The 19642-nt window shown below is 39.3% G+C and carries 10 protein-coding genes; all 10 read right to left on the minus strand.

The window, feature by feature from the left end; all coding sequences use genetic code 11:
- Positions 1-80: 80 nt before the first annotated feature.
- A complete protein-coding gene (locus QE431_RS13630; RefSeq protein WP_307296791.1) occupies positions 81-1007 on the minus strand; it encodes an esterase family protein in 927 nt (308 codons plus the stop codon).
- Entirely contained in the window at positions 997-2805 is a 1809-nt protein-coding gene (locus QE431_RS13635; RefSeq protein WP_307296793.1) for a glycoside hydrolase family 2 protein, read from the minus strand. The genes QE431_RS13630 and QE431_RS13635 overlap by 11 nt, the downstream gene beginning before the upstream one ends.
- Positions 2806-2807: 2 nt before the next feature.
- Positions 2808-4382, minus strand: a complete 1575-nt coding sequence (locus QE431_RS13640) for a glycoside hydrolase family 43 protein (RefSeq protein ID WP_307296795.1) — start codon at positions 4380-4382, stop codon at positions 2808-2810.
- A gap of 21 nt (positions 4383-4403) precedes the next feature.
- Entirely contained in the window at positions 4404-6608 is a 2205-nt protein-coding gene (locus tag QE431_RS13645) for a beta-glucosidase (RefSeq protein WP_307296797.1), read from the minus strand.
- Between the two features lie 84 nt (positions 6609-6692).
- Positions 6693-8675 carry a glycoside hydrolase family 97 protein gene (locus QE431_RS13650; RefSeq protein ID WP_307296798.1) on the minus strand — a complete coding sequence of 661 codons (1983 nt, stop codon included), beginning with the start codon at positions 8673-8675 and terminating at the stop codon, positions 6693-6695.
- Between the two features lie 538 nt (positions 8676-9213).
- The gene (locus QE431_RS13655) at positions 9214-10134 is read right to left on the minus strand and encodes an alpha/beta hydrolase (protein ID WP_307296801.1); all 921 of its coding nucleotides are present in this window, start codon (positions 10132-10134) and stop codon (positions 9214-9216) included.
- A gap of 31 nt (positions 10135-10165) precedes the next feature.
- Positions 10166-12061 carry a glycoside hydrolase family 97 protein gene (locus QE431_RS13660; RefSeq protein ID WP_307296803.1) on the minus strand — a complete coding sequence of 632 codons (1896 nt, stop codon included), beginning with the start codon at positions 12059-12061 and terminating at the stop codon, positions 10166-10168.
- 167 nt (positions 12062-12228) lie between these two features.
- On the minus strand, positions 12229-14661 hold the full coding sequence (locus QE431_RS13665) for a sugar-binding domain-containing protein (protein ID WP_307296806.1): 2433 nt from the start codon (positions 14659-14661) through the stop codon (positions 12229-12231).
- 46 nt (positions 14662-14707) lie between these two features.
- Positions 14708-17845 (minus strand): glycoside hydrolase family 2 TIM barrel-domain containing protein, encoded by a 3138-nt coding sequence (locus QE431_RS13670; protein ID WP_307296807.1) that lies wholly within the window; start codon positions 17843-17845, stop codon positions 14708-14710.
- Positions 17846-17909: 64 nt separating this feature from the next.
- Positions 17910-19583, minus strand: a complete 1674-nt coding sequence (locus QE431_RS13675; RefSeq protein ID WP_307296810.1) for an alpha-L-fucosidase — start codon at positions 19581-19583, stop codon at positions 17910-17912.
- Positions 19584-19642: the final 59 nt, after the last annotated feature.

Consider the following 19642-nt stretch of genomic DNA (forward strand, 5'->3'; position numbering starts at 1 on the left):
AAGGCTGCTTTTTTTTCTCAGACTATATTCGTTTATTAAAAAGCGTTTCAAAAAACGGCTATAAACTGCTTAAAATATTTTTATTTGAAAATATCCTGCGAGAAAAGATACAGATTGTTTGCCCATTCTGCATCATCGTGCGCATTACCGTCTACATGCCACACATGAGGCACTTGATTGGTCTTTAAGCAGCCGTGAATGCGCTGGCTCACATTGAAAAGCCAGTCTTTACTGCCACAAGAAACCCACAATACTTTAAGATCTTTTCTTGCCGCTTTTATGTCAGGCACAAGTTTAAGATCAGAAAGCCCTCCTACTTCATTTGTATTGGGAGCTGAAGAAAAGCCTCCAACAAAAGCAAAAGTATCAATATTGGAAAGGCCAATATTCAGAGACTGCCCGCCTCCCATAGATAAACCCGCTAAAGCTCGCTTCTCTCGATTGCGGTATACAGCATAATTTGATTCAATATACGGAATGATATCCTTCAGCAGATCTTTCTCAAAAGATACTCCATAACTTTTATATCCAATTTCTTTCTCCTTTTCTTGGTCAGGAGCCGGATTTTCAACAGTGATACTTGAGCTGCAGTTGGGAAAAACCACCAGCATTGGCTTGATTTTTCCGTCACGGATTAAATTATCTATAACATCCTGCGCACGAATCCAATCCGTCCATTGCCCTTTATCTGAATTAAGGCCATGGAGCAGATAAAGCACTGGGTATTTTTTATCAGACTCATAGCCTGCAGGGGTGTAAACTGTCATTTCGCGGCGAGTGCCCAATGTTTTAGAATTGTACTGAACCACTGTCAGTTTTCCAGAAGCCATTTCTGCGTGCTTGTCCCTAAATCCTTGCGGCGGATCTGGAAATGCTGGTTTGTCGTCAGCATTCAATACTATGGGCTGCAGATTTAATTCTTTGTCTGTACTATTCTCTGTTTGGGAATGTCCTATAGACCAGCAGACCAAAGCCAAAATCGCAGTTAATATCGGTTTAGTTTTCATTCTTCTTTTTTGTATAATAGTCATTCATAATAAACCAAGCTTTTTTCTTTTCTCCATTTTCAGAGATTAATCCTTTCCTATTATACCCTTTTTGATATACAGGATGCATTCTTCCCAATGACCTGTAATCATACAATAGCCATGGACAAACGCCTCTTAAATTTGGAATAGTTTTAAACATTTCGATCTGATTTTTATAAACCTGCTCTTGATATTCTTCAGACCAATAAGAAGCTTGATCTGCAGGTACATTTCTATTTCCATATAATGCCTCGGCTCCAAATTCTGAAATGAATACAGGTTTATTAGAAAAATCTACTTTCCACTTCACTTCTGAAGGTTTTCCCTGCCAGGGAATATACCAGCCTATATATTCATTAAGCGCAATTAAATCAGAGTACTTATAAAGCGTATCCCAAATATGAAACGAATTATTGGTATAGCCTTGCGTGTTTATAACATGCGTAATCAATCTTGTAGAATCGATTGCTTTGCATTTTTCCGTTAAATCAATAAGCGCTTTATCTCTATTTGGAGTACCTGGATACGTCTCATTCGAAAGGCTCCAAACCACGACTGAGCATCGGTTTTTATCTCTTGCAATCATTTCTTGCAGCATATCCTGCATTTTGTAAGGAACAAGACTATCAGAAAACTTAATATTCTGATAGATTGGAAGTTCGCTCCACACCATCAAACCCATTTTTTCAGCTTCTTTAATCATGTCCTCATTATGCGGATAGTGGGCCAATCTTACTAAATTGCATCCTAGTTCTTTTGCTGAATTCAGCAATAGCCTGTCATCTTCCAATGAAAATGCTCTTGCTTTTTTTATAGGATTTTCTTCGTGAATATTGACAGCCTTGATAAAAATGGACTTTTTATTTAGTAAAATTTCACTCCCTTTAGTTTCAATGCTTCTAAAACCAATTTCATCAGTTATAGAATCGGTTGCGCATTGCAGAATTACATGGTACCGTTTAGGATTTTGGGGTGACCATAGCTTGAACTTGGACAAAAATTCAAGCTTTGCATAACCGCTGCTATCTGCCTTTGTTTTATAAGCGATATTTAATTCCGGGATTCTTACTGTAATTTCTTGGCTCAAATTCTCGCCGTTTAGCCTCACCCAGCCAAACACATTATTTAGACTGCCTTTTTTTAACTGAATAAAATAATCGGCAATATAGGTTCTGGGAGTTTCAATAACTTTTACATCACGTGTGAGTCCTCCATAATTCATCCAGTCATATCCTAAACCGGGAATTCCATTCTCTAAACGACGGTTGTCTGTTTTGACAATTATGGTATTATCGCCATCTTTTATTTTATCTGTAATTTCAAATTGAAAAGGAGTAAAACCTCCCTCATGGCTTCCCAATTTTTCTTCATTCAGATATACGTCGGCGCTATAATTTACTGCTCCAAAATACAGAAACTGCCTTGTATTTTTCTTTTTAAAAAGAGTAACCGTTTTTTTGTACCAGACAGCGCCCTCATAAAAAGCCAGTTCGCACAATTGCGAATTGAAGTCGCTGGGAACATTCAATTCCGGCGCACCGTCAAATGAATATTCAAAAAAATCTGTTTTCTTCTGAGGTTTTGGCTCGATCCAAATTTTTTTCCAGTCGCCAGCAGCACCTGGATCAGACAGCACTTTCCATTTCCCATTTAAACTTATTGAGTTTCTAGATGCAGCATTGACCATTGCTGTTTGGGCATTTGCCTTGCTGACTAAAAAAAACGCCAATAAAATGGTTACTATATGTGCTTTACAGATTTTTTGCAGTCGACTCATTTTTAGTTAATTTTAGCTGGTTTATACGTGAAACTATCAAAATCAGCAGATGCTTTGGTGTTTTTGTTTTGAGATGCAGCGTAAAGTCCAATATACACTCCTGTAAAACCTCCATTGGTCTCAGAACTTAGGTACCAAATATTGATTTTATCTAAAAATTTAAATTCCTTTCCCTCCAGAGAATAGTAGAAACTGTATAAATCTTTATTGCCTTCCACTTTCAAATAAATCTTATCGGCAGGAATTTCCACTTCAGATGCGGTGTGATTCAGTATGCCCATTTTATAACGCAATACTAGTTTATTTTTGCCTTTTTCTGTTTTCTTCAAAGAAAGGTCGTAATGTGCCTGACTTGAATAAAAGATAGTCATACCAGCTTCGTCTCCACTTCTTGCATTATCCAATGACATCACAGTAGAAGCTGAAAAATCAATATGTTCCTGTCTGCGTCCTGCGAAAGTTGGCGAATCGTTGTCGTCTAAAGATACCGAAGTGGCTTTTAATCGCAATGAACCTTTCTTTTCGGTAAGTGAATATTGCTGCATAAAAGGATTTCTAAGATAATTCCAATCGGTTCCGAGCTTTACTTCATCAAAACTTGTAGAAAAATCATGAGGTTTTACAGCCTGCAAAGGTAAAGTAGGCACATTCATATCTATATTAACCGTACCATTGCCATTTATTACCGGCCAAGCACCTGCATCCCATCTTACAGGAGCCAGAAATGTTTCTCTGCCTAACACATGGTGCAGCAGACTCTGGGGACGGAAGCCTAGAAAGACAATCCACCAAGAACCATCATGCGACTGAATAAAATCGCCATGTCCTGTACCTTGAATCGGATTGCTCTGAGCAATTTCGTTAATATGCGTCAGAATCGGGTTGGCAGGATTGGACTCGTAAGGCCCATAAACGTCCCTGCTTCGCGCTATGGTTATTTTATGGCCGTATTCTGTGCCTCCTTCTGAAATTAGCAGATAATACCAGCCGTCTTTTTTATAAATGTGCGGAGCTTCAGGATAGCGTCCTCCTGTTCCATTCCACACCGTTTGTCCTTTAGTGAGTTTTTTTCCTGTTTTAATATCAATTTCGCAGATGGTAATGCCATTCTGATTCGATACAAAATAAGATTTGCCATCCTCAAAATATAACGAAGGATCTATACCGCCCTGATCGACAAAAACGGGTTCCGACCACTCTCCTGCAGGATTATCGGTATGCACATAAAAATTTCCTCCGCCCGATACATTGGTCGTGACCATATAAAAACGGCCTTCATGATAGCGGATTGTAGGGGCATAAATACCGGCTGAAGGAGCGCATTTATCTAACTTTAACTGGGAAGGGCGCGTAAGGCAATGCCCAATTTTGGTCCAATTGATTAAATCTTTACTGTGAAAAATGGGAACTCCCGGAAAGTATTCAAAGCTGGAAGTGACCAAATAGTAATCGTCTCCTACCCTGCATACGCTAGGATCTGGATGAAATCCAGAAATGACTGGATTTTTGTATCCCTGCGCATTCAAGAAATGGCAGCATCCGACTATAGTGATTAAAAGGAAAATTATTCTTTTCATATTTTTAATTATTGCAATGCTTTATTTTAAATTAAAATCTGCCGCTCCTCTAATATCAGCAGCTGAAGCTCCAATCATTACTTTGAATTTGCCAGGTTCTGCGATCCATTCTTTTTTAGTGTCGTCATAATAAGAAAAATCTTCTTTTGTTAAAGTAAAACGCACTGTTTTTTCTTCTCCCGGTTCCAGTGAAATTTTTTCAAATCCTTTTAATTCTTTAATAGGACGAGGCAGGCTTGACTTTTCGTCATTAACATAAAGCTGTACAACTTCTTTTCCTGCTACTTTTCCTGTGTTTTTTATGGAAACTGTTACGGCTAAAGAGTCAGCAGCTGTAATCGTTTTTGATGAAACAGCTGGTTTCCCGTACTGGAATGTAGTGTAGCTCAATCCATATCCGAAAGGAAAAAGCACAGGGATTTTTTTAGTATCGTACCAGCGGTATCCTACTAAGATGTCTTCTTTATAATAGACATTTTTCCCATCACCAGGATAACAAAGCTGGTCAAAAGCATGTGCTCCTGCGTCCTCCAATTTTTTAGGAAATGAAATAGGGAGTTTTCCTGACGGATTTGCCTCGCCAGAAATAATATCAGCCAAAGCATTTCCTGCTTCCGAACCAAGATACCATCCTTGTACAACGGCTTTTGTTTTGTTAAGCCAAGGCATCAAAACCGCATTTCCGCTTAGTAAAACAACTGCAACATTATTATTTACTTTCTGTATTTCTTCAATAAATTTGTCTTGACCAAACGGCAGGCTCAGTGATTTACGGTCTCCGCTTTCACAATCCTGAAAATAATTTTTATTCAACCCTCCAACAAAGACAACTATATCAGCCTGACGAGCGGTCTCGATCGCTGCGTTTTGCAAAGAATCAAGATTTAATTTAGAGGGTTCTTCGGCACCATAAAGCGGTCGTCCCGAAGCATATCCCATACTATAAACAATATTATTTTCGCCGTATTTATTTTTTAATCCCTGTAAAGGAGAAATTTCGTAAGCCGCTTTCAATGACGTAGAACCGCCGCCAACGATCAGGCTTTTTACGGCATTTTCACCTATCACAGCAATTTTTTTGTATCTGCCTTCTGGAATAGGTAAAAATTGTTTTTCGTTTTTAAGCAATACGATTCCTTCCTGTGCTATTTTTCGAGCTGCATCGCTATGCTCGGGAGAAACAAAACGGCCATAAGGACGATTGGCGCTCATAGTAGTGCGGAAAATCATTCGCAGAATTCGGCTTGCTTTATCGTCAAGTTTTGACATTTCGTATTGGCCCGATTTAATTCCTTTCAGAAAAGGATCGGCTAAATAATAGCTCGAAAAAGGAAAATGGCCTTGCGTGGTCAGTCCATTGGTATAAGTACCCATTTCAATATCAAGTCCGCCATTGACCGCTTCGTCAGTATTGTGGACACCTCCCCAATCGCTAACCACTACACCATCAAATTTCCAGTCGGTTTTTAAGATTTGGTTGAGTAAAATGTCGTTATGGCAGCAGTGCACTCCCCATATTTTGTTATAAGCTCCCATGATAGACCACACATTCCCTTCCTGAACTGCGGCTTTGAAGGCTGGAAGATAAATCTCATGCAAGGCACGATCGCTTACATTGACATTAATTTCGCCACGAGCTATTTCCTGATTGTTCAGGGCGAAATGTTTTACGCAGGCCGCCACTCCATTAGACTGCACGCCTTGCACGTATGGAACCACCATTCGCGAAGCCAAAAAAGGATCTTCGCCCATGTATTCGAAATTTCGTCCATTAAGCGGCGTACGGTAAATATTTACGCCAGGCCCTAACAGCATAGTTTTGTCACGGTACCGGGCTTCTTCTCCAATAGATGTGCCGTAAAGCTGCGCTATCTTTGGATTGAATGTTGCCGCAAGACAGGTTAAGGCAGGAAAAGCAGTGCATGAGTCATTCGTCCATTGTGCTGAGTTCCATTCGTCCCAGAGTTTTTCATCGCTCACCCCGTGAGATCCGTCTGATGACCATACATCTGGTATGCCCAGACGCGGAACTCCTTTAGAGCTGAACTTTGACTGCGCATGGCAAAGTGCTACTTTTTCTTCTATCGTCATTCGTGATAAGGCATCCTTTACACGAACTTCTATTGGCTGGCTTTCATCTAAATAAAGAGCAGATTGCGCCCATCCAAAAAATGGCGAGAGGAAAAAATATAGTAATAGTAAAATGGTGATATATTTTTTTTTCATTATAGTATGCTTTCTAATTCATTATCAGGTTACAGAACAATACTTGCCTCAATAAGCAAGAGAATCATTCCGAGATATTTTTAACTATTTTTCAGGATTAATTATAATTGCAAAACCTCCTCCAGGAGCCATCTGCACTTTCAATTTGCTGGCATTGGTCACTTTAATTATTTCACGTTTGTAATCTGTTGGGTCTTTTTCGGCATTCAATCCGTCTTTAAAAACTTCTGCTGTAAAGCTTCCTTTTCCAAGGAAAGATAAATCGAGTTCTATTTCTCTAGCCGACCAATTGGTTAATCCGCCTATAAACCACTTATTGCCTTTTTTTCTGGCAATGGCTGCATATTGGCCTACCTTTCCATCCAGCGCAACTGTCTCATCAAAAGTGGTCGGAATTTGAGATATAAATGTAGTGCTTTGCTGTTCTTTCATATAAGCTGTTGGACTATCCGCCATCATTTGCAGCGGCGCTTCATAAAGAACATACATACCCAGCTGATGGCATCTTGTGCCTTGGCTCATTGGCAGTGAATTGCTTGGACGAAAATCTGCTTTTGTTGCATTGCGCATAGCTCCCGGCGTATAGTCCATAGGTCCTGCCAGCATTCTTATAAAAGGTATGCTCGCTTCATAATGCGGCATGTCATCTTTTGGTGTCCATTTCGCATTTTCCAAGCCTTTGACTCCTTCAAAATTTAGGATATTTGGATAGGTTCTTTGAATACCAGTCGGCTTATACATTCCGTGATAGTCAATAAGAAGTTTGTAAGAAGCCGCCTTTTTCGCAATATTATAAAGCGAGTTAACCATTTTTTGATCGTCACGGTCTATGAAATCTATTTTAAAGCCTTTCACTCCCATATTTGAATACTTGGTAAACGCATCATCTAAAACCTGATTTACAGCATACCATGAAGCCCAAAGCATGATTCCGACATTTTTTTGTTTTCCGTAGTCGATAAGTTCTTTAATGTCCATAGCTGGCGAAATCTTCAAGATATCGGTTTCTTCGCTCCATCCCTCGTCTATCACCACATATTCAATATTGTTTTTAGAAGCAAAATCGATATAATATTTATAAGTCTGCGTATTGATTCCAGCCTTAAAATCGACTTTCGATATATTCCAGTCATTCCACCAGTCCCAAGCCACTTTACCGGGTTTGATCCAGCTCATGTCAGAAATTTGTGAAGGCGAAGAAAGTTTTTGAACCATATCATTATTCAAAAGCTCGGTGTCGTTTTCGCTTATGATGACTGCCCTCCAAGGAAAACTTCTACTGCCGTTTGTTTCTGCAATGTAGCTCTCTCTCTCAGAGACCATGTAATTCATTTTATTATAGCCGCCTAAACGCTCCTTTTTTGGATAATGTGCAAATATTCCCCTAAGTCCATATTGCGTTTCATTATTTCGTGTTAAAAACATGCCCGGATAGTCTTGGAGTTCAGCCTCAATAATAGCTGCTTTTTTTCCATTTCCTAAATCGACAAGAAGCGGAGAAATAGCTAATGAATCTTTGACAAATTTAGAAAGCGGAATTTCATCATAAAGCGCTTCAAAAGCAGAAGTATACATGTCTTTTTCTCTTAAATCGCGAACATAGGGTACAAAAGCTTTATGGTCTTGGCTGAAGTTAAAACTGGCTTCTTCAGATGCAATGGTAATTTTTTTATTCTTATTTGTAAAAAAACGATAAGCTACACCATCATTATAAGCTCTTAATATCAGACCAAAATTTCCTTTAAAATTTACAATCAGCTGATTGTATTGGTCCACAACCGTTTTCTTCTTATAAACAGGTGTTTCGAAAGTGGTGTTTGAAGCCGAATTTTTAGTGCTTGCAATTTTCGCATTGTTTCCTAAAATCTCTCCGCTGCTCAATGTTAATGAAATAGCTGAAGGAGCAACGACTTCTGTATTGTTATGTTTCACTGACCATCGGATTTTGGCGCCGTTTTCTAAATCCATCTCAATCTTTCCGTTAGGAGACTTGAGATGGAGCACCTGCGCCGATCCGCCTGCTGATAAAAATATAAAAATAACTGCCTGTAATAAAGTCCTTTTCATTTGATGTGTGGTTATTGTAGTTAGTAATTAAATGTTTTTTGGTACGCTTTGAAAAAACTTAAAAACGTTCGCTTAAACGTTGTCTCTTTTGGAAAGCTGTTTTTAGCATCTTGCTGCACAAATTGATATTGGTGCTTTGAATTATAGCTTCGAAGTTTTTTTCAACTGGCAAATTTGACAAGAAAAAACAGCTGACTACGGTACGCTTTGTATTAAAAAAGGGCAATAATTGTTGTACTAATCAATATTTTAGACAATATAAAGATGATTGATATGGTTTTTCAAAAAGATCTGCTTCCAAAAACAGATAGCAGCAGTGAAATTAAATATAGGTTCTTACCTGTTTGATGTAATTGCTCCAAATTCAATTTTAACACATAGAAAAATAGATTCAGAAAGCTTTAAGAAGCGTTTCACTAGTTTAAATGCACATAGCAGCTATGTGAAAGAATAAAATTCTCTTTTGGAGACCTTAAAAAACATATAAATCTATGTTTCTATGTATTTAAAACAATTACACCCAACAGGTTAGGTTCTTTTAATTGATTAAGCCTTTTGCTTTGAGCCATCTGCCGCATGCCAGACTCCAATCTGACTCTGTGCTGCCAGATTTGCCTAGTCCATAGCCGTGTCCTCCTTTTTCGTATATATGAAACTCGCAAGGAATCTTATTTTTCTTTAAAGCTAAGGCATATTGTATACTGTTTTCTACTGGTACAGCACCATCATCCATGGAATGGACTAAAAATGCTGTCGGAGTTTCACTATTGACTTGCAGTTCATTTGAAAAATTATTAACCTGCTCAGCTGATGGTTTTTCGCCCAAAAGATTAATTCTCGATCCCATATGGGTTATCTCTTCACGCATTGATATTACAGGATATATTAACAGTGAAAAATCTGGACGCGCACTAGTTGCATCTGCACTCTCATATACTTTTGCATTAAAATGCGTTGAAAGAGTAGAAGCCAAATGCCCACCTGCAGAAAAACCCATAATGCCGATTTTTTTAGGATCGATTCCCCACTCTTTGGCTCTGCTTCTAACCAAACGGATGGCACGCTGTCCATCTTGCATAGGGCCAACAGATTTATCGGTCATTATAGCAGCATCTGGCAATCGATATTTTAATACAAATGCCGTAATGCCAAGACTATTGAGCCATTGTGCAACCTGTTTTCCCTCATGACCGATAGCCATTCCGGAATAACCTCCGCCAGGACAGATAATAACGGCAGTACCCGTTGCTTTTTCAGCAGGAGCAGGATACACATCTAATCTCGGATTCGAAACACGCTGCATCCAGCTATCGTCTGAATTGGTTTCTTTATAATCGGCATTAGCTATAGCCCCAGGCACTTTCTTATCCCACAGGTTAATGGTTTTACTTTGCCCAAATGTTTTACCTGCTACCATAAGCATAATAAGCAATGCGGTTCTAATTCTTTTTGTTTTCAAAATACCTTTCATTTTAAATTATATATTCTAACTATTTTATAAAGCCTGTAAATCCTCCTCTTGGCAGGCACTCAATTTTTAATACGCTGCCTTTTTTAACTTTTATTGTTTCAGAAGAAAAAGATTTATCGTCTTTGCCATCTTTTATCAGCTCAAAATTATAAGTCCCTTTATCAAGGAAATCGAAGTTTATTGTTAAAGTCTGAGCCTGATCTTTACCGTTTAAACCTCCAAGATACCATTTATCTGCCTTTTTTCGGACCATAATTACTTTTTCTCCCGGAAAGCCGTCAATTAATTGCGTATCATCCCAACTTACAGGCACTTTTTTAAGAAATTCTTTGGCTGGTTCAGGAAGCGATCTGTAGGCTGATGGTTTATCGGCAAAATGCTGCAGGCCAGACTCAAAAACAACAGCCAAAGCCAGTTCATGAGCATAGGAAGTAATATGGGGATGCTGGGAATTTGAAAAAGTAACCGGAGTATAATCCATCGAGCCTACTACATTTCGAGTAAAAGGGAGTGTGGTATTGTGAACAGCTGCTTTATCTGTAAGTTCAGCCGTATTGTTGTACCATTCTGCTCCATAAACAGCTTCGGTTGACATCAAGTTGGGATAAGTTCTAGCCCAACCTCGAGGAACAGTAGCTCCATGAAAATTCACCATTAAATGATATTTAGCCGCATCTTTTAATATGCCAATATAATATTGCATCATATCTTGCTGGTCGCCCGCAAAAAAATCGACTTTTATGCCATACACGCCAATTTTATTTAGCCACGAAAATTCCTTGGCTCTTTTTTCAGCCGTTTGTAATCGATCGTTTGGAGTAGGTTCCATCCAGCTTGTGCCGGAATTGTACCATATCATAGGTTTTACCGATTTGCTTTTGGCATAATTTACCGCATCAATGATGTTACCGCCATTTGTCATTACATCCCACTCCCAGTCAATAAGCACGTATGGCCAGTTCATTTCAACAGCCAAATCAATATAATCGGTTACAATCTTGTAATCTTTAGAGCCACGGTTGTTGGCCCAGTAGATCCATGAAACGGCGCCGGGCTTAATCCATTGGGTGTCTTTCACCTGGCTAGGCGTACTTACATCTGTAATAAGAGTAGACTCTACAATATCTGAAAGTTTGCCAATTATTATAGTATGCCATTGGGAGTGCCATGGCTGTTTTGATTGCGCCGCAGAAGGATATGCAATTTGATATTCATCAGTATTAGAAGTTCTGGTTAATCTGGCGGCGCAGTTATCCTCGCTAATATCAGCTTCAGAAATCAATGCCCACACTGGTTGGTCTTGAAGTTTATACAATGCTGGAAAGCCATATTGCTGTACTTTATCCGTAGCTGTTTCGCCTCCTGTGTTATAAGGGAAAAATCTTTCGTAAGAAGGATCGTATGGCTGCATCCATCGGTCTGCTTTTTTCGGCAGGACATAGGTCGTAGCTTCTCCATTAATGCTAAGTTTAGAATCGGAAGCATCAGGAAATACATAACGAAAGGCTACTCCGTTGTTATAAACCCTGAAAATGATATCTAAAGTCTGATTGTTCGTGTTTTTAAAATGAAATGTTTTTTCGATCGCTGTATTTTCGCAATGCTTGCGCTTGCCGCAAATCATGTCGTACGTATCTTTCACCGAAACAGATTCAGATTGTCCAACTGATAAAAGATTCCCCACAAACTGCTGATCTTTTCGTGTTATGCCTAATTTTGATTCGCGTACCACTTCAGAAAGGGTCTTGTCACTTTGGTATAAAACTTTATAAGAAACACCGTCAGGCTTATTTTTATCTGGCAAGTTTAAAATAACTTGCATGCGTCCGTCAGGAGAACTAATCTTCTGAGCATCTATACAGAATGAACATAAAAAAAGGATTAAAAAAAGGCTTTGCCTCGCTGCTAATGTCATATTCTTTTAATTATTGAAATGGAATAAAACTTAATTTAAACACATAGAAACATAGTTTTTTATTGCTTCTGCTTAAGATTATAGAAAAAGCAAGCTTTAACACATAGTGCTATGTGTACTCCTAAAAGCTATGTTTCTATGTGTTAAAAAAGTTTCACCCAACGGGTTTAATTTGATGTAATAGTAATGGTCTGCGCTTGTAATCCATCTCCAGAAACCGTTACTTTGATTTCTCCTTTTTGATGACTACTTCTCACAATTGCCAGAGCCCTTCCGTGCCAAGCTTTTCTAGTAAGAGATTGATAGGGTTCAAAATCCTTTAGATTCGCGTTATCGACTGCTTGGATAGTTCCAGGTCCTTCAATTTTAAAAGTAAGGCGTCCGTCTGCATTAGGATTCAAAACTCCTTCTTGATCCCTTAGTTCAACTGCAATATAAGTTAAATCTTGTCCGTCGGCTTTCATCTCTTTTCTGTCGGCTGCCAATTTAATCTGCACCGCCTCGCCTGCTGTTTTCAGCGTAACGGACTCCTGTTCTTTGCCATTTGCTGCGCCAACTGCTTTTAAAATTCCCGGCGAGTAAGGTACGATAAAAACAGCTTTAAATTGTTGCTGCTCTCCTGTTTCCTTCTCTCCTAAAAACTGGTCATTAAGATACAGCTGAACTTTTGGATATTTGGAATATACTTCGACCTCAACATTTTTCCCCATATATTCAGGCCATGTCCAGCTTTCCCACGTAGGATATACCGACCACCACGTCTGTTTAATTTCCAGGGGTTCTGGTGCAGGTTCTCGAACTGCCATATAGAGTTTTTCTTTTTCGTTATACAGCATGCTTCTATAATGTGCAATAGGTTTTCTCCAACCTAGAAGATCTATATCTCCGCAGTAAGCGCCATGCCATGGAAAAAAATCATTCTCCCAATGTTCTCCAGGCACTTCTCCTGAATAATAGTTACGCCCTATTCCCGATTCTCCCAGATAATCCATGGCTGTCCATACAAAATCTCCAATGATGTAATTGTTTTTCTGTACTAATTCCCAGTTTTTAAAAGCATCTTTAGGATACGATTCTGTTTGGACTATAATTCGAGAGGGTACTCTTATATGGTCTTGCGGCGCTTTGTCTAAGTTGTAGTTGTATCCCGCAACATCATGCTGAGCCATCAAAGGATCGAATATATCCCAATTTTTACCGCCATTAACAATAGCCGATGTTATCGGACGGCTTGTATCGATTTTCTTTATTTCTTCAGAAAGCATTTTGGCCGTATTCACCGCATCTGGATCTTCTCTTTCAGGTATTTCATTTCCAATGCTCCACATAAAAATGCAGGAATGATTGCGGTCGCGCAATACCATGGCTTGCAAATCACGATTCCACCAGGCATTGAAATAATTTGAATAATCATATTTATTTTTCCCTACTTTCCAACAGTCAAAAGATTCGTCCATAACCAACAGACCTAATCGGTCGCAGGCATCTAAAAAGGCTTCTGAAGGTGGATTATGAGAAGTTCTTACAGCATTGAAACCGCTGGCTTTTAAAAGCTCCACTTTGCGCTGTTCTGCTCGGTCAAAAGCAGCGGCACCCAGAGAACCGTTGTCGTGATGCACGCATCCTCCGTTGAGCTTAATTGTTTTTCCGTTGAGCTGAAATCCGTTTTCTGCCGTAAACGCAAGAGAGCGAATGCCAAAATTTGTCGTGCTCTCGTCTAACATTTCCTTTTGTTTTGAAACCTGTATTAAAGCTTTATATAAGGAAGGCTGTTGCGGACTCCAAAGTGCCGGATTGCTTACTTTTATAAGCTGGATCACGACTTTTTCACTCTTTGGAGAAAGCACCACTTTTGTTTGATTACGTCCTGCAGTATTGGAATTCGGATTTTGGATTAATGCTGTAACAGTAATTTCCTGTAACGATTCGGTTTCATTCATCAGTTTTGTTTCCACACGAACTGTTGCTTTTTTGGCAGAAATCTCTAAAGTGCTGATTCCTGTTCCCCATTGCGCTATATGAACTTGATTGGTCTGAATCAGCCAGACATGTCTATAGATTCCCGATCCGCTATACCAACGGCTGTTCATCTGCTGTGAATTGTCTACACGCACAGCAATCACATTCTGTTCTCCATATTTAAGATACGGAGAAAGATCGTAGCTGAAAGAGGAATATCCGTACGGATAAACCCCAAGCGATTTGCCATTAATAAAAACTTCGGAATTCATATAAACCCCTTCAAAATAAATCCCTGTTTTTTTGGTCTTCCAGTTATCAGGCACTGTAAAAGTCTTTCTGTACCAAGCGACTCCCGCCGGAAAGTATCCTCCTCCTGCACCAGTTGCATTCTTTGGATGAACTTTGCCTTCAATGCTCCAGTCATGGGGCAGATCAAGGTGTCGCCAGTCTTTATCATTGAAATTATCGGATGACGCTTTAGTTTCCTCTCCTAAAAAAAATCTCCAATCATTGTCAAAAAGCTGTTTTCTTTTTAAGTTTTCCTGTGCATGCAGAGATAAAAAATTTAGAAGCAGCATGCATAAAAGAAGCATGCTCTTCTTTAGATAATGTATGTGATGCGGAATTAGATTATTCATTTTCGTTATTTGATTTTATGCTGTTCTGAAATAATGCGGCAAGACGCTACTGCTTTTGATGATATTCTAAAGTAAATCCAAATTCATACGGCTTATTGCCAGAATTGGTATATTTTTCCATTGTTTTTGCACCCCACGAATCATCGCCTCCAACACCATGAATATTTAGATCAATATTAAGGTTAATAAAATCGCGTCTGGCCAGCTGATAATCATGTCTGGCATTTTCCAAATCTTCTTCTGTATAAGGCCAAGCACGGAAATTCAGCGGCTGCAATCCCGTTACTTTAATACTGTTTCCGTTTGGCGATTCAAGAGAAAACCAACGCACATCACTGCGGTTTGCATTATCTTGCGGAGCTGGATACGGAACAATAAAATGTTCTAGCTCTTTGTGATATGCCCCTAATAAAGAAGCTGTTTTTCGGTCTGGATAATTCTCGTAAGGACCTCGGCCATACCAATCTAAAGCATTATAATTTTTAGGAATGCGCAGTCTCATTCCAAATTTAGGAATTTGTCCGATAGTATCGTTTAATGGCATGTAAAAAGCTTTTGTGCCTAATTTTCCATTTCCATTTAGCTGATATTCTAATGCATAATTGGCTCCAATACGGGGAAAATTGATATCAAACTTTACCGTAATTAAGGTGTCTTGTCTGGTTACAGAAACTTTTTTAACCACTCTATTGGCCGTCGCGTTTTTCCATTTTGAAAATTCTTTTGAATAGCCGCTCTGCTTTTGGTTATCATTTGGCGGTTTCCAGAAATAAGGCTCCAAAGGTCCTATTAAAAGCTCCTGATCTTTAATCTTCCAGCTTGTCAAATTACCATTGGTTTTATTGAAAACAAAATTCATGTCATCTGTTTTAAGCTCAATCGCAGCAGGTGTTTCCTTTACTTTTACAGCCTTTGCTCCAGAAATGCCTTTTTTCCACTCATAAGGTTTTATTATAAACTGCTCGCGGGCGATGCAATAGCCTGTTTCTGCCCAAAGTGCAGCTTCTTTAAGCCTCACATAAATATTAAGGCAGATTTCAGAACAGGTTTTCTGTTCGTTCTGAAGATATGGAAGATCAACGACAGCAGAAGCGCCTGGCAAAACAGAACCTACGTTCAGAATACCTTTCTGCAAAGATTTTCCTTCGCAAACATATTCATATTCAATATCGAAATTTTGAAGCGGCAGAAAATCAAAACGATTCGTGACTTTAATGCTTGTTTTCTTTTCATCCTGCATTTCGAAAACGACAGGCTGATAGACTTTCTGCACCTCATAATAATGGGGATATGGTTTTCGATCAGAAGAAACAAGTCCTCTCATGACAAAATTGCCATCGTTGGGCTTGTCACCAAAATCTCCGCCATACGCCCAAAATTCGCTATCTTTTAAAGTATAATCGTCAGGGTGCTGGGTAAGTTCAAACGGAGAACCATCTTTCGCTTTTGGCAGTCCGTGTTCGTCCCATTCCCAGATTGCAGCACCGCATAGGCTTGGATCTGCATAAATTACATCCCAGTATTCCTGCAAATTACCGCCTGAATTTCCCATAACATGAGCATACTCGCGCATAATTACCGGTTTGTCTTTTATCTTTTCGCCCAATTTCTTAAAATCTTCAGGATGCAGATAACTATCATCATAGAGATCTGATATTTCCCTGTGGGTATCCGAAAAAACCAGACGTGTCTTATCGAGTTTGCGAATGGTATCTGACATTGCTTTCATATTTTCTCCTTTACCGCCTTCATTTCCCAATGACCAGAAGATAACGCAAGCATGATTTTTGTCTCTTTCAACAAGCGATACTGCACGTTCTAAATGGGAAGTTTTCCAGAGAGGATCTTCACCCAGCTCTTTATTCCCTAGACCGAAAGCATGGGATTCCTGATTCGCCTCGTCCATTACATAAAAACCGTATTTGTCGCAAAGCTCATAAAACAGCGGATCATCTGGATAATGGCTTGTGCGTATCATATTGATATTGGCCTGCTTCATCAGTTCCATGTCTTTCACCATGACTTGTCGGCTGATAGATTTTCCCGTACGCGGATGCATTTCATGGCGGTTAATGCCTTTCAATTTCACCGCTTTGCCATTGATGTAAAATACGTCTTCACGCACTTCAATGCTTCGAACGCCAAAATAGCATTCGGCTCTGTCTACAATCTCATTTTTTTTATTTTTAAGCTGCAGAACAAGCTTGTACAAATCGGGAGTTTCTGCTGACCAAAGTTTCGGATTATCTAATGTGGTGCTCAACGTAAAGATTCCTTTATCGGATGATGAAGCAGGGGCTTTTGCCTGAAACCGTTTCTCTACATAATCTCCTGATTTTGAATATCCGCTTATAGTAGCCTCAACTTTCAAGCCTGAAGTATTCTCTGTGTGTCTGTTATCCAAACGGACATCGATGGCAACTTCTGCTTTTGAATATGATTTATCTGGAATTGCTTTTACAAAATAGTCTCCGATAAAGGTCTTAGGTCGTGCAATCAGATCGACATCTCTGAATATCCCGCCCAAACGCCAGATATCCTGATCTTCCATATAACTGCCATCACAGTATTTGTATACCTCTACGGCCAGTTTATTTTCTCCTTTTTCAATATAAGGCGTAATGTCAAACTCGGCAGGTGACATGGAATTTTCGCTATAGCCAACTTTATGCCCGTTTATCCAAAGATACATTGCCGATTGTACTCCTCCGAAATTAATAAATATCTGTTTATTACTCCAGTTCTCGGGAATCTTGAAGCTGGTAGTATAGCTGCCAATGGGATTTCTTTCTTTAAAGGCCGTAAAACTCTCATCGGGCTCACCGCTTACTATTGGGATATCTCTTTTAAAGGGATAGGCCACATTGGTGTAAATAGGGGTTCCAAATCCTTGCAATTCCCAGCTGCCAGGCACTAAAATAGTAGTCCAAGCATCAGTAGAAAAATCTTTGCTGTAAAAGTCAGCTGGTCGAGACTGCGGATTGGCCGACCAGTTAAATTTCCATATCCCATTAAGAGACAGAAGCATTGGATTTTTTTTTTTCTCTTCAGCAAGAAAACCGTACGCATGAGGTTTTTCCTTATTGATGCCATTAACAGCGGGATTCTCCCAGTCATTTACCTGCTGAGCATCTGCAAAGTTAACCGCAAAAAACACGGCAATGAGAAAGATCTTTTTTATCATATCGATGAGTTTGAACGATTGCTTTTTAGCACTTATCTGTTCCTTAATGCTTGACAATTTACTACTAATTACTTTTGGCAGCATCTGCATACTGTACCTTATAGACTACTGCTATATTGTTTGGAATAAATTTTGGTTTTGCTATCACCAGCGAATTATTATCTTGCTTCCATGTTACCTTTTCAGTGCTTCCTAGCAGTTTAATGCTTTTTATCTTTCTGTTTTCTTTTGTTTTTCCAAGAGATTTTACCGCAACATCTTCTGAAGGCGCTCCCATTACTGAAACATAAAGCAGATTATTTTTCTGGTTGAAACGAATGTCTTTCTGCGATAAGCTGGTTTTGCCTTCGTTAAAACCTGCATCTTTTATAGGGTTGCTTGTGTCTGCAATTGGTCCTTCGCCAAAAACTTTCCAAGGACGGGTATCAAAAATACTCTCTTTATTTACATCCATCCATTTGGCTATATCTTCAAGAATTGCGATTTCTTTATCATCGATAGAACCATCTCCGCGTACAGGTATGTTTAGCAATAGGTTTCCGTTTTTACTGACAATATCAATAAGCATCTGAATAACCGTTTTAGCTGATTTATATCCATTTCCATCATAAATTGCCCTGCTGTAATGCCAATCGCCAATACAGGTACAAGTCTGCCAAGCTTCGTTTTGAATCTGGTCAGGCACTCCTCTTTCTACGTCCCAAACCATGCATTTTTTCTGTTCTGGAGTCAGTACTTTACCAAATAGAACTGCTTCGAGTTTATTATCATGGGTTGCCATGTTGGTATTGTAATAATGAGCTGCTATTTTCAATCCTGCGTCACTTACCGGATAAAGCGGAAGTCCTGTATCGTCAAAATAAAGAAGGTCTGGTTTGTAGGTATTGATTAAATCCATAGTGCGGTTATAAAAATTCTCACAATATGCTACAGAAGGAATAGAGGCTCCGTTATCCCAACTCCATTGCCCCCACAAAGAGGTAATACTCTCAGCACTTCCAGCGCTTAGAGGATGGTTTTGTGCATACAACTCCTGCGGATCCAGCCCTTCCCACCAAGTGCCAACACCATCTTTTTTAGTAAGTTTTCCATCATAAGGAATTCCTGCATAAGGTCCTTTTTTGTCTGAGCGTTGCGAAGTTTCAAACCAAGTCCAGGCATGAGCCGCATGAACGCTTAATCCAAATGGCAATCCTTGTTTTTTAGCCGCCGCAGCCCAGCCAGAAATAATATCTTTTTTAGGACCAACTTTTGTAGAATTCCACCCTTGGTATTTGCTGTTCCATAAATCCAAATTATCGTGATGGTTGGCCATAGCAAAAAAATACTGTGCTCCTACTCGTTTATAAAGTGCCACAATTTTTTCAGGATCCCAGTTCTCAGCTTTCCAATCCTTAATAACCTCTTTAAACCCTGCTTTAGATGGGTGCCCGTAATGTTCTACATGCCATTTGTACTGCGCTCCGCCTTCATCATACATAAATCGGCCATACCAATCTCCCTGCTCTGGCTGACATTGCGGTCCCCAATGCGCCCAAATTCCAAACTTGGCATTGCGAAACCATTCAGGGGTTTTATACTGCTGGAGAGACTCCCAAGTTGGTTTAAATTTTCCCGAAGCGACCTTTTCAGTGTTCTCTGTAACCGGTGACTGGTATTTTTGCTGTGCCTGCAGAAAACTGGCACATAGGATACATAAAGCTGTAAATAATTGATTTCTTTTATTCTTTTTATACATTTTGATTTTTATTTTTTGTTAGCCCGGAGCTAACGTGTTTTTGATTTTTTCTTTTTGGC

It is taken from the genome of Flavobacterium sp. SORGH_AS_0622, assembly GCF_030818825.1.
Lineage (GTDB): Bacteria > Bacteroidota > Bacteroidia > Flavobacteriales > Flavobacteriaceae > Flavobacterium.